We start from the raw sequence: 11,191 nt of genomic DNA on the forward strand, positions 1-11,191 counted from the left end.
GGTGTGGTGGTCCTGTCCGAGCCGGGGCTACTTGATCCCGGAGAAGCCGATGGAGTTGACGATCCGCTTGGCGAAGACGCCGAACAGCACGATCATCGGGAGGGCCGCGACGAGGGTCGCGGACATGAGCCCGGCCCAGTCGGTGCCGGACTGCGGGGACTGCGACTTGAAGACGCCGAGCGCGACGGTGAGCACCCGCGAGCTGTCGGTGTACGACACCATGAGCGGCCAGAAGTAGTCGTTCCAGCTCGTGATGTACGTCAGCACGGCGAGCGTGGCGATCGGTGCGGCGGCCATCGGGATGACGAGTCGGAAGAACACCCGGACCTTGCCCGCACCGTCGATGAGTGCGGCCTCCTCGACCTCCTTCGAGATGCCGAGGAAGAACTGCCGCAGGAAGAACACCGCGAACGGGGTCATGAACATCGTGGGCAGCGCGATGCCGAGCAGGTTGTCGACGAGCCCGAGCTGCTTGATGAGCGTGAAGTTCGGCAGCAGCGTGAAGATCGCGGGCACCATCAGGCCGGCGAGGAACACCCCGAAGACCTTGTCGCGTCCGGGCCAGCGCAGTCGGGCGAAGGCGTACGCTGCGGCGGCCGAGAAGAACACCTGGCCGACCGTGACGAGCGTCGACACGATCACGGAGTTGAGCAGGTACCGCCAGAAGTTCAGGGCAGCGCCGGAGCCGCCCTGGGCCAGCGCCTCCTCGGTGGACTGCAGGCCGAGGACCCGCTCGAAGCCGCCCAGGCTGAAGCCGACCGGCAGCAGGGACGTCGGGTCGGAGTTGATCGCGCCGTTCGACGACAGGGCGGTGCGCAGGATCCAGTAGAACGGGAACAGGGTGACGACGATGACGAGGATCATCGCGACCCAGGCGAGGACGCGGCCGAGCGACGGACGGCGACGGTGGCCGGCTCCGGGACGGGGCGGACGCTTCGTGGTGACGGAACGGGTGAGGGTCGTGGTCATGGTGCGGCGCTCCGTTCAGTCCAGGTCCGACTCACCCGAGCGGGTGAGGCGGTACTGGATGATCGTGATGATGCTGAGGACGATGAGGAGCGCGACCGAGACCGCGGACGCGTAGCCGAACTGGAACCGGCCGAACGCCAGGTTGTAGATGTAGTTCTGCACGACGTTCGTGGCGTTCGCGGGGCCGCCCTGCGTGGTGACGGCGACGGTGTCGAACACCTGGAACGAGCCGATCACGGTGATGATGAGCACCAGGGACAGGATCGGGCGGAGCAGCGGCACCGTGATGCGCCAGAACATCTTCCACTCGCTCGCCCCGTCGATGCGGCCGGCCTCGTAGACGGTCTCGGGGAGCGACTGCAGGCCCGCGAAGATCAGGAGCGCCGTGTAGCCGACGTGCCGCCACACGTTGATGAGCGCGATCGACGGGATGCCCCAGACGTCGCTCTGCAGGAACGGGATGCGGTCGAGCCCGAGGGCAGCGAGCATCTCGTTGCCGATGCCGAGCTGGGTGTCGAGGATCCACAACCAGACGAGCGCCGCGACCACGTTCGACACCAGGTACGGCGCCAGGACGATGCCGCGCACGAAGGTCGACTTCGTCAGGCGGTGCATCATCACCGCGATGAACAGCGCGACGACCGTCTGGATGACGATGTTGATGAGCACGTACTCGACGGTGACCACCATCGAGTGCCAGAAGATCGAGTCCTGCACGAGCCGCGCGTAGTTCTGCAGCCCGGTGAACTCCGGTTCGGTGAGCAGGTTGTACGACGTGAAGCTCAGGTAGATGCCCCGCACGGTCGGCCAGGCGAGGAACACCACGAAGCCGATCGCGGCCGGCGCGATGAAGACGAGCGCGAGCCACAGGTCGTTCCGGGGACGGCGGCGGCGGGGGACGGTGGTGCTGGCGAGCGGGAGGTCGGCTGCCCGACTCCTCCGTCTCGTGCTGGCGGTCGTCAAGGGTGACGACACAGGGCTCTCGGTGGCCATCGCGACTCCTTCGTCTGCGGTGGACTGACGTGCAGCAGTCCGTGAGCCGGGAATCTACACGTGGGGACACGGGGTGGCAAGGGGCTTCTTCCCGGTTCGAATCGGGGGTTGTCACGTGTAGACGATCGTGTCAGGATGGCGGTCGATCGCATCGGCGCGACCTGCCCGGCGACGCATCCCTCACCCCTGGAAAGGTCACTGATGATCTCTGTCGGAATGGTCGGCGCGGGCCAGTTCGCCCCCCAGTTCGCCAAGCTGTTCAAGCTCCACCCGGACGTCGACCGCGTCTTCGTGACCGACCTCGTCGACGACCGCGCATCGGAACTCGTCCAGTCGCAGCACCTCGACGGCACGTTCGCCGACTTCGACGCCGTGCTCGCCTCGGACGTCGACGCGGTCGCGATCTTCACCCAGCGCTGGACGCACGGGCCGCTCGTCGTCAAGGCGCTCCGGGCCGGCAAGCACGTGTACTCGGCGGTGCCGATGGCGATCTCGGTCGACGAGATCCGCGACATCATCGAGGCCGTCCGCGAGACCGGGCTCACCTACATGATGGGCGAGACGAGCTACTACAACCCCGCGACGGTGTTCGCCCGCAAGCAGGTCGCCGACGGCGCCTTCGGCCGGGTCTTCTACTCCGAGGGCGACTACGTGCACGACATGGACCTCGGGTTCTACGCCGCGTACCAGTTCAGCGGTGGCGAGGACTGGAAGCGCACCGCCAGCTACCCGCCCATGCTCTACCCGACCCACTCGGTCGGCGGCGTCCTCGGCGCCATCCCCGGACACGCGGTCAGCGTCAGCTGCATCGGCGTCAAGGACGACCGCGGCGACGGCGTCTTCGACAAGGACGTCAGCCAGTTCGACAACGACTTCTCGAACGCCACCGCCCTGTTCGAACTCGACAACGGCGGCGTCATGCGCATCAACGAGATGCGCCGCGTCGGCTACCCGTCGCACATCCGCGAGTCGCGCTTCCGCTACTTCGGCACCGAGGCGAGCTTCGAGCAGCTCGCGAAGGTCAGCGTCTGGCAGGACAAGGAGGACTCGCACGACATCAGCGACAAGATCAACACGCAGGCGACGATGGACCTCGACGACCCGCGTCTCGCCGGCGTCGACCCCTCGCTGCGCGACGCGTTCGTCTCCGGGTACGCCGAGGTGCACGACACCGACCGCCTGCCCGCCGAGTACGCCGGCGTGCCGACCGGACACGAAGGCTCGCACCAGTTCCTGGCCGACGACTTCGTCCGCGCCGTCGTCGACCGGACCCTGCCGCCCGTGAACGCCTGGACCGCCGCACGCTTCACGCTGCCCGGCATCATCGCCCACCAGTCGGCCCTGCAGGGCGGCGTCCGCCTCGAGGTGCCGGACTTCGGCGACGCCCCGGACACCGTCGAGGCGGCGCCCTCGTCTAGGATCGCCAGCGAGTAGCACGTGGTGTTCGGGTGCCGGTCCGCACGGACCGGCACCCGAACGCCGTTCCCGAGCCGACGAAGGTGGCACCCGTGACCGTCCCGACGACCCCGAGGGCGGTCACCCGCGCCGACGTCGCCCGGTACGCCGGCGTGAGCACCTCCGTCGTCAGCTACGTCGTGCACGACGGCCCCCGGCCCGTCGCGGCCGCCACCGCCGCCCGGGTCCGCGACGCCATCCGGGTCCTCGGCTACCGCCCGAACGCCAGCGCCCAGGCCCTGCGCACCGGGTCGTCGAAGATGCTCGGCCTCATCGTCCCCGAGCTCGACAACCCGTTCTGGTCGGAGCTCGCCGTCGAGGTCACCCACGCCGCAGCCGCCCGCGGCTACGACGTCCTGCTCGCGAACAGCGACGGTGACGCCACCCAGGAGCGCGAGCGGCTCCGCAGCCTGTCCGCCCGGCAGGTCGACGGCATCATCCTGACGAGCATCATGACGCACCCGGACCTGTCCAACGTCTCCGACCCGGGCATCCCGCTCGTCCTGCTCAACACCTTCTTCGAGGTCCCCGACTACGCCAGCATCGGCGTCGACGCCCTGCGCGGCGCGTACGACGGCACCCGGCACCTGGTCGAGCACGGGTACGAGTCGATCGGCCTGGTGATGGGGCACGCCGGGTCGATGGAACTCCGTGAGCAGGGGTGGATGCGGGCCCTGCGCGACGCCGGGCTGCCCGACGGCCCGATCGTCCGGTGCGACTTCACCCGACGGGGCGGCTACGAAGCCGGGCTCCGCATGTTCGGCGACGAGACCGGACCCCGCGCCGTCTTCGTCAGCTCGGACATGCAGGCCGTCGGCGTCCTGCGGGCGCTGTGGGAGCTCGGCCTGCGCGCGCCGGAGGACGTCGCGATCGTGTCGTTCGACGGCGGTGCGGAGGCGGACTACACGAACCCGCAGCTCACGACGGTCCGGCAGCCGATCGAGACGATGGCGATCGCCGCGGTCGACCGCGTGCTCGGACTCGACGCGGACAACCAGTGGCACCGCGACCTGGTGCCCGCCGAGTTGGTCCTGGGCGCGAGCTGCGGGTGCGACGTGCGTCGCTGACGCACCCACCGACGGTCGGGAGGCCCGTGGCGGAGCCGCCCCGTCCCTCCCGTCCGTCAGATCGCCGGGTCCATGACGGCGGTGAGCCGCTGGAGCGGCACACGCTGCTGGGACTCCTGCGTCACCGCGACCGCTTCGACCGGCTCGCCGGAATCGGTGTCGACGAAGCGCAGGTCCGAGGTCAGCTCCGTGGGGCGGTACCGGTCCGCCCAGCCACCGAGCGCCAGGAGTACCAGCGAGAGATCGCGGCCGGCGTCGGTGAGGACGTACTCCTCGCGCGCCCGGGCACCCTCCGGCTTGTAGGTCGTGCGCTCGAGCACTCCCCCGTCGACGAGTGAGGCCAGACGCGCCGTGAGCACCTCGCGCGGGACGCCGAGGCTCTGCTGGAACTGACTGAAGCGCGTCGAGCCGGCGAGGGCGTCGCGCACGATCATGAGCGTCCACTTCTCGCCGAGGACGTCGAGGGACCGTGCGATGGGGCAGCGCTCGTCGCCGCCGAGGATGCCGAGCATGCGTTCATCCTAGCTGGGTTCGATTTCCGGACACAACGTGCTAGGTTCGGTTTCCGTACTCAACTTCTTCGTTTGGAGCCCCTCATGACCGACCTCACCAATGCCGTCGTCCTCGTCACCGGAGCGAACGGCGGCCTCGGCGCCGAGTTCGTCCAGCAGGCCCTGGACCGCGGTGCCGCCAAGGTCTACGCGACCGCCCGCACCCCGCGCACCTGGGACGACGAGCGCATCGTGCCGCTCGCCCTCGACGTCACCAGCCAGGAGAGCGTCGACGCCGCCGCTCGTGCCGCAGCCGACGTGACCGTCGTGGTGAACAACGCCGGGATCGCTGGCGCCGACCCGCTCGTGGACACCTCGGTCGAGGAGGTCGAGCGCATCTTCGCGACGAACGTCTTCGGTGCGCTCCGCGTCGCCAAGGCCTTCGCCCCCTCGATCGGCGGCGGCGCACTGATCGACGTGCACTCGGCCCTGAGCTGGGTCGCCCTCGCCGGCGCGTACTCGGCGTCGAAGGCGGCGTTCTGGTCCATCACGAACTCGCTCCGCCTCGAGCTGGCGCCCCAGGGCACCCAGGTCGTCGGCGCGCACCTCGGCTACACGGACACCGGCATGACCGCGGGGCTCGACGTCGAGAAGTCCGACCCGGCCGACATCGTCCGGCTCATCTGGGACGCTGTCGAGGCCGGTGAGCACGAGGTGCTGGCCGACCAGGTCAGCCGTGACGTCCGCGCTGGACTCAGCGCGCCGCTGACGGCGCTCTACCCGGCGCTCGCCACCGCCTGACACTCGTGGACGACCCGGCAGCCCCCGCCGCTACCATGACCGCATGGGGACGGCGGGGGCAGTGTCGGAGCGGCGCACGGGGTGGACGTCCGCGGGGTGGGCGGCCCTGTTCTGGGTGACGGCAGCGCTCGGGACGGTCGCGGGCTTCGCCACGTGGTTCTGGCTGTACCTGGCGTCCGACGTCGACAACCGACGTTCAGCTGACGACTTCTCGCACCCGAACGAGGGCGCGCTGTCCCTCGGCCTCCCGGTGGTGGTGGTCGCGCACGTCATCGGTTTCGGGTTGCTGCTGCTGACCGCCCGGAGGGCACGCCGCGGCCGCCGATCGGCGTGGTGGTTCGCCGCGGTCGCGCTGGTCACGAGCTCCCTGGTCGGGATGGCGGCGCTGATGCCGCTCACCGACGGCCAACTCCTGATGCCGTACCCGCTGCCGTTCGTGCCGTGAGCGGGACGGGTCAACCGCCGGCCCCGCGGCCGGTGATCCGGCGGTTCGTGGCCGTGATGGCGGCGCGTTCCCGGTCCGACAAGCCGCCGGCGAGCAGGATCCGGGCCAGCACCTCGCTCTTGCGCTCGATGTAGTCGTCGATGTCCTGGGCCTCGGCAGCGGCGCGGCGCTTCACCGCGGCGTACTCGTCCCGGAGCTCCGGGTCGGCGCGCAGGACGTCGCGGACGGCCAGGTGGTTGCGGAGCGCGAGCGACCCGGCCACGACGACGTAGGTGTTGGTCGGGGCGAAGTGCTCCGGTGTCCGGAAGGCCTGCCGGTCGGGGACACCGAGGTCTCCTCGTGGCCCGAACCCGATCGTGGTCAGCGCTGCGACCGCCGCCGCGACTTCTTCGGGATCGACCACGATGTCGACGTCGATCACGGGCTTCGCGGCGAGGCCCGGCACCGAGGTGCTGCCGACGTGCTCGATGCTGCGATAGGGCGCGCCGGCGGCGTCGAGCGCGGCGGCGTACGCGTCCCGCAACACCGTGAACCGCTCGGGCCACGACGGCTGGTGGTCGACGACCTCGATCATCGAGTGCGCCGCGTGGCCGGCGGTGGTGCGAGGAGCTGGAACATGACGTGGTCACGCCAGGCCCCGTCGATCTTGATGTACTCCGGCGCGAACCCGTAGCGGGTGAACCCGGCGGACTCGAGCGCACGCTGCGACCCGACGTTCTCCGGAAGGGTCTCGGCCTGCACCCGGTGGAGTCGGAGCACGTCGAACGCGTGGCCGGCGGCAGCGGCGACGGCGCGGGAGGCGTGGCCCTGGCGGAGTCGGTCGGCGCGGATCCAGTACCCCATCGCGCACGACTGCAGGGCGCCGCGGGTGATACCGCTCAGCGTGATGCGCCCGAGGAGCTCACCGTCCGTCGAGTCGATCACGAACGGGACCGCGGTGCCCGCGCGCTCCGCGGCGAGCGACTGCACGATGACGTCGTGCTGACCTTGCTCGGTGAAGTACGCCGGCGCCCGGGTCGGCTCCCACGGTCGCAGGTGCTCGGCGCTCGCGGTGATGACGGCGGCGAGCATCGCCGCGTCGTCGACGCGGAGCAGGCGCAACCGGGTGTCCATGGCGGGGCTTTGCGGATTTGAATCTAGACGCCTGAGCGCTGGGCTCTGCTCAATCGCACCGCGATTGTTGCATACGTCGGAGTGCTGCTCTTGCATACGATCAGGCTAGCGAAAGGTCATTCCGTGCGAGCGCGTGCGCTCACACCGGGTTGAATCGTGGCTCTGGACATCCACGGACCAAACCAGCGCGTCCCCACAACGGTCCTGTTTGGGCGCTATCGGCGGATGAATGGCACCGCCTGCGGATCCTCGAGCACGCGCTGTCGCAGACTCGCGGAGTCCGCCCCCAACTCGAGTGCGCACCAAGCTCGCACCACGAGGATGCCTTCTCGTTGCGCGTTGACGACATCCAAATCGTCCGGGAGCTGACGATTTGCGTGCTTGATGCCGTTGTAAGCGGAAGTGAAGCGATCAACCCACTCGGTCTCGTCAAACGGCATGACCTGGTTTACGTCCGCGAAGATCCGTTCCAGGCGAGCGCCGAGACTCATTTTGTTCGCGCGTGACCTTGCGAGACCGTCTCGAAGCAGCAGGTAGTAGCCGAGCGCTTCGAGGGCTGGACCCGTCTGCGCCAGGATTGTCGTTGGCGTCGCGTTGCGCAGCGAGATGCTGGTGACGACCGGGTCGATTACCCGCATGTATCGCTCTCGCAGGCAGAACCATCGTCGGATACCGTCGACGCCCAGGTCCGCCCAGGTGATCAGATGGTTACGAGCACGGGGGCGATCGCCCACCGAAACATCGGCGGAGACCACCGGGCGCCACCAGGGTAGTTCCTGCCCGGAGGCTGTGGGGTGTGTGTCGCTGGGATGGTGGACCGAGATCATCCCGACGTGCTCTCGGTTCCATCCGCTGATCACGAGGAGGTCGTGTAGCGCGCGTGACGGTCGCAGGTGACGGTCCCAGCTGGTCGCGTACGAGCGTGTGGTCTCGACGGAAGTCTGGCTTTCGAGTTGGACGACACCTTCATCGAGATTCCGTTGGATGGCACTGGTCTTCAACTGTGTGCGAGTGCCACCCCACATGCCGAGGTCAATGGCCTCCGGCAGCGTCGCCTCGAACGCCAACTCGGTGGTGCGCCCGCCTTCGCCCTTCTCGTGCGCCTGCCACGCTTTCACCCCCAGCCATCCTTGCAAGTGGCTCACCGACGAGCGAGCACCGCCAATGTGGTCAAAATCGGTGTCTCTCGGTGCGTCGAGTACTGCGAAGCTGGCGCGGATGGTTCCCGATGCCAGGCCACCGTGCCGGATCGTGTACCCGCCGCTGTAGCAGCCGAGCAAGGTGACGAAGCCTTCCGTGTCGTGGAACCGGAGACGACGAGGTGGTGACGGCCGCGCGCCGCTCTCGGTGGACGGGGCTGCGCTTTCGGTGACAAACCAGGACGCGAATGCGGCGTCCTCCGATGACGCCCACGTGACCGTCAGGCTGATGCCCGTGTCAGTTCGTTCCAGGAGGACTTCAACGGGGCGCCCGTCGGCTCCAAGGCCGAGGAGTTGTCCGAATCTGCGGTCGCCGACGTCGAGGGTGTTTGCCATTTGTTCTCTCCGTGTTGTGGGGTGCCACACCATCCTCTGTCGGTGCAACTTTGCGGGTTGACCTGGCGGCCCACGGTGGACGACATCTCAAGGGGAACTGTGCGCGGTCAGCTCTGACCCGCTGATGCGCGATGACGGATCGAGCTACCGCTCCAGGCGCGATGACAAGCTCAAACCGAACTACTTGGTTGGATGACCTCAGTCGCGTCTCGGGTTAGACGATTGTGATGGTTGCGACGGATTCCCCTCCTGCTCCGGGTCCGCCGACCATCGGGATCAGGACCTGACCGTTCGCTTGCCCTGAGCGGCGGGCTCGGACGAAGTCGTAGTCGGGCGCCGAAGCTGCCATGATGCGGATATCTCCGAGTTGATGCAAACCTGATACGTCGAGATCATCGTGCGCAAACTTCACCGCCAAGCGCGCGGCCTCGATCTGGTCGGCCAGTGCGTCGCGCACTGTGGCGACGAGGAGCATCATGTCGACAACGAGACTGCGTTGGATGTGCGCGCGGAATGCGAGACCTCGAATACTCGCCAGCTCAGGCCAGTTTTCTGTCTGTCCGGTGACCACCGCTTGGCTCATCGCGTTGACGGAGTGGCCAGTGAACTTGTCTCGGAGGGCAAGGATGAGCTGGTGCACTATGAGGGCGTCCTCCGGTACGACCTGCTCCGTGAGGTGTGCCCTGCGCCCCTTGCTGAAGCACCTCGCGTAGCTCATGATCGCTGCTTCCCCAAGACCGGACGTCACCGTTGCGGCGTTCTCGGATGCAGGGTCGACGCTTCGTGCGGCGCTCAGAAGCTCGGTCGCGAGGCGCAGATCCGCCCAGCATCCCGCTAAGTCGGCAAACCGGTCGGTCTCAGTCCCCGAGGGCAGAGCCTTCGTACTCATGGACAAACGATCGCACAGTGATCCGCCGGAGGATGATCGTCATCCTCGCCATCGAACGCTGTGCTCGCCTGATGCGCCAACCGGCTTCTATGTTCGTCCGTCTCGTGGGTCGCAGCGTCCAGAGGTGGCAGCCGAGAAGGCTGGCGTATCCATGTGCCGCCCGTCCAGGGTTGCCCTCCGCAGGGCTCGAATAGGCGCTATTCGCACCGCACGAAACATGGTGACGAGCAGACGGCAGCGGCAGGATGGTCTTGTGAGCGGGAAGTCGGCGAAGGCCAAGAGGAAGTCCACGGTTGAGACCGCTGAGCAGCGGCGAGAGTTGGACGCAACGATGGTCCGCGACGATGTGTCGTGGTGGACGTCGCTAGTGACGTCGGCGGTCGGCACGGTCTGGGAGCCGACTGTTGGGTTGGCGATCATCCCGCAGGTGGCACGTATTCTTCACGAGGGCTTGGAGCAGCTGAAACGTGTCGACCCGGACGCTGCCGCCCGCCTGACCGTGGGGTGGGATGTTGACATTGCCACAGCTCGTCACACGGTGAAGCTCCTCGACGACAACAAGAAGTCTGTTGACTCGGTACTGGATCAGTTCGCCTCGATCGCCGCCGAGCATTCGGCGGCGCTGTCGTCCCTCAACGATTTCGCGTTGCTGGAGAGCGACGACCGCGTGCTTGCTTCCACGAGGTTGGCGTCGTATCAGGCGGTGACGAGCCTCGACGATCGCGGGGTCGCTGATGAGGAGTCGCGGTCGTTCACGCTGGGTCAGACGATGGGTCGGCGCACGGTTGATCTTCAGCGCGCCTTCGGAATGGGTGATCCGCTGATTCGACAGGTTCCGCTCCCAGACGTTGCTGAGCCACGCCTGGTTGACACGACGTCGGTGCTGTTCGATGCGACCTCGTACGGCGACTTCGCTTCCCCATCCGTGAAGGACGTCTTGCTGATGGTCGAGTGCTCGGTGAACGCCGCACTCTGGGTGTTCGCTCCGACGGCCACGACGCATCGGTCAAGCCTCTTCCGCGTCCGGTTTGTTGCGGTGACGCATGCGTTGAACGCACTGGCGCAGATCCTTGAACGATCCGGTTCGGACACGGGGTCAGCTGCGCAGCGCGAGGTGGAAGCTGTCCTGCAGGCCGAGGAGGCCCAGCAAGTCCTTCGCATGCGCGGTCTGCGAAACCGGTCCATGCACTACGGCATCCCGAAGACGCTCGCGGGACTGTCCGGAACAAAACCCGCTTATGGCCTCGTGGAAGCGACAACTTCGGGGGCCTCGAAGTACGCCGACATCGAGGCGGATGTCATCGAGCTGCTCACCGAGCTGTCAGACGCGCTTCGCGCTTGGCGCCGCAGCTGAGAGGACTGGTGCACCAACAGGCGCGAGCTGGGAGCGCGGCGACGGTGAGCGAAGAGTCCCCGTCAGATGTGAAGGGTTC

The 11,191-nt window shown here is 67.7% G+C and carries 12 protein-coding genes; 5 read left to right on the plus strand and 7 right to left on the minus strand.

What is annotated here, in order from left to right; all coding sequences use genetic code 11:
• Window positions 1-27: 27 nt before the first annotated feature.
• Together EDF63_RS17000 and EDF63_RS17005 are read right to left on the minus strand one after the other, a co-directional pair.
• Window positions 28-969 (minus strand): carbohydrate ABC transporter permease, encoded by a 942-nt coding sequence (locus EDF63_RS17000; protein WP_123314184.1) that lies wholly within the window; start codon window positions 967-969, stop codon window positions 28-30.
• Between the two features lie 15 nt (window positions 970-984).
• Window positions 985-1,932, minus strand: a complete 948-nt coding sequence (locus EDF63_RS17005; protein ID WP_123314369.1) for a carbohydrate ABC transporter permease — start codon at window positions 1,930-1,932, stop codon at window positions 985-987.
• 231 nt (window positions 1,933-2,163) lie between these two features.
• Here EDF63_RS17005 and EDF63_RS17010 point away from each other — a divergent pair, with 231 nt between their 5' ends.
• Together EDF63_RS17010 and EDF63_RS17015 are read left to right on the plus strand one after the other, a co-directional pair.
• The gene (locus EDF63_RS17010; protein ID WP_395872310.1) at window positions 2,164-3,396 is read left to right on the plus strand and encodes a Gfo/Idh/MocA family protein; all 1,233 of its coding nucleotides are present in this window, start codon (window positions 2,164-2,166) and stop codon (window positions 3,394-3,396) included.
• Window positions 3,397-3,470: 74 nt separating this feature from the next.
• On the plus strand, window positions 3,471-4,484 hold the full coding sequence (locus EDF63_RS17015) for a LacI family DNA-binding transcriptional regulator (protein WP_260233157.1): 1,014 nt from the start codon (window positions 3,471-3,473) through the stop codon (window positions 4,482-4,484).
• Between the two features lie 56 nt (window positions 4,485-4,540).
• Here EDF63_RS17015 and EDF63_RS17020 read toward each other — a convergent pair whose 3' ends face one another.
• Complete coding sequence (locus EDF63_RS17020) at window positions 4,541-4,996, minus strand: helix-turn-helix domain-containing protein (RefSeq protein ID WP_123314185.1); 456 nt, start codon at window positions 4,994-4,996, stop codon at window positions 4,541-4,543.
• An 84-nt stretch (window positions 4,997-5,080) separates the two neighbouring features.
• Here EDF63_RS17020 and EDF63_RS17025 point away from each other — a divergent pair, with 84 nt between their 5' ends.
• Entirely contained in the window at window positions 5,081-5,776 is a 696-nt protein-coding gene (locus EDF63_RS17025; protein ID WP_123314186.1) for an SDR family oxidoreductase, read from the plus strand.
• A gap of 43 nt (window positions 5,777-5,819) precedes the next feature.
• A complete protein-coding gene (locus tag EDF63_RS17030; protein ID WP_123314187.1) occupies window positions 5,820-6,221 on the plus strand; it encodes a hypothetical protein in 402 nt (133 codons plus the stop codon).
• Between the two features lie 10 nt (window positions 6,222-6,231).
• On the opposite strand, the gene EDF63_RS17035 is transcribed toward EDF63_RS17030, so the two are convergent.
• The 4 genes from EDF63_RS17035 to EDF63_RS17050 all read right to left on the minus strand — a co-directional run bounded on the left by EDF63_RS17035 (window position 6,232) and on the right by EDF63_RS17050 (window position 9,758).
• Window positions 6,232-6,795 carry a GrpB family protein gene (locus EDF63_RS17035; protein ID WP_123314188.1) on the minus strand — a complete coding sequence of 188 codons (564 nt, stop codon included), beginning with the start codon at window positions 6,793-6,795 and terminating at the stop codon, window positions 6,232-6,234.
• On the minus strand, window positions 6,792-7,334 hold the full coding sequence (locus EDF63_RS17040; protein ID WP_123314189.1) for a GNAT family N-acetyltransferase: 543 nt from the start codon (window positions 7,332-7,334) through the stop codon (window positions 6,792-6,794). The genes EDF63_RS17035 and EDF63_RS17040 overlap by 4 nt, the downstream gene beginning before the upstream one ends.
• Before the next feature lie 215 nt (window positions 7,335-7,549).
• Complete coding sequence (locus EDF63_RS17045; RefSeq protein WP_123314190.1) at window positions 7,550-8,869, minus strand: HEPN domain-containing protein; 1,320 nt, start codon at window positions 8,867-8,869, stop codon at window positions 7,550-7,552.
• A 214-nt stretch (window positions 8,870-9,083) separates the two neighbouring features.
• Window positions 9,084-9,758 (minus strand): hypothetical protein, encoded by a 675-nt coding sequence (locus EDF63_RS17050; protein ID WP_123314191.1) that lies wholly within the window; start codon window positions 9,756-9,758, stop codon window positions 9,084-9,086.
• 253 nt (window positions 9,759-10,011) lie between these two features.
• On the opposite strand from EDF63_RS17050, the gene EDF63_RS17055 reads away from it, so the two are divergent.
• Window positions 10,012-11,112, plus strand: a complete 1,101-nt coding sequence (locus EDF63_RS17055) for a hypothetical protein (protein ID WP_123314192.1) — start codon at window positions 10,012-10,014, stop codon at window positions 11,110-11,112.
• Window positions 11,113-11,191: the final 79 nt, after the last annotated feature.

Origin of the sequence: Curtobacterium sp. JUb34, assembly GCF_003755065.1 — a bacterium.
Taxonomy (GTDB): domain Bacteria; phylum Actinomycetota; class Actinomycetes; order Actinomycetales; family Microbacteriaceae; genus Curtobacterium.

Bases quoted from the DNA above. Each gene is read 5' to 3' on its own strand.
- EDF63_RS17000 (WP_123314184.1), bottom strand. From the start codon at position 969: ATGACCACGACCCTCACCCGTTCCGTCACCACGAAGCGTCCGCCCCGT.
- EDF63_RS17040 (WP_123314189.1), bottom strand. From the start codon at position 7,334: ATGGACACCCGGTTGCGCCTGCTCCGCGTCGACGACGCGGCGATGCTC.
- EDF63_RS17030 (WP_123314187.1), top strand. From the start codon at position 5,820: ATGGGGACGGCGGGGGCAGTGTCGGAGCGGCGCACGGGGTGGACGTCC.
- EDF63_RS17045 (WP_123314190.1), bottom strand. From the start codon at position 8,869: ATGGCAAACACCCTCGACGTCGGCGACCGCAGATTCGGACAACTCCTC.
- EDF63_RS17020 (WP_123314185.1), bottom strand. From the start codon at position 4,996: ATGCTCGGCATCCTCGGCGGCGACGAGCGCTGCCCCATCGCACGGTCC.
- EDF63_RS17025 (WP_123314186.1), top strand. From the start codon at position 5,081: ATGACCGACCTCACCAATGCCGTCGTCCTCGTCACCGGAGCGAACGGC.
- EDF63_RS17010 (WP_395872310.1), top strand. From the start codon at position 2,164: ATGATCTCTGTCGGAATGGTCGGCGCGGGCCAGTTCGCCCCCCAGTTC.
- EDF63_RS17035 (WP_123314188.1), bottom strand. From the start codon at position 6,795: ATGATCGAGGTCGTCGACCACCAGCCGTCGTGGCCCGAGCGGTTCACG.
- EDF63_RS17050 (WP_123314191.1), bottom strand. From the start codon at position 9,758: ATGAGTACGAAGGCTCTGCCCTCGGGGACTGAGACCGACCGGTTTGCC.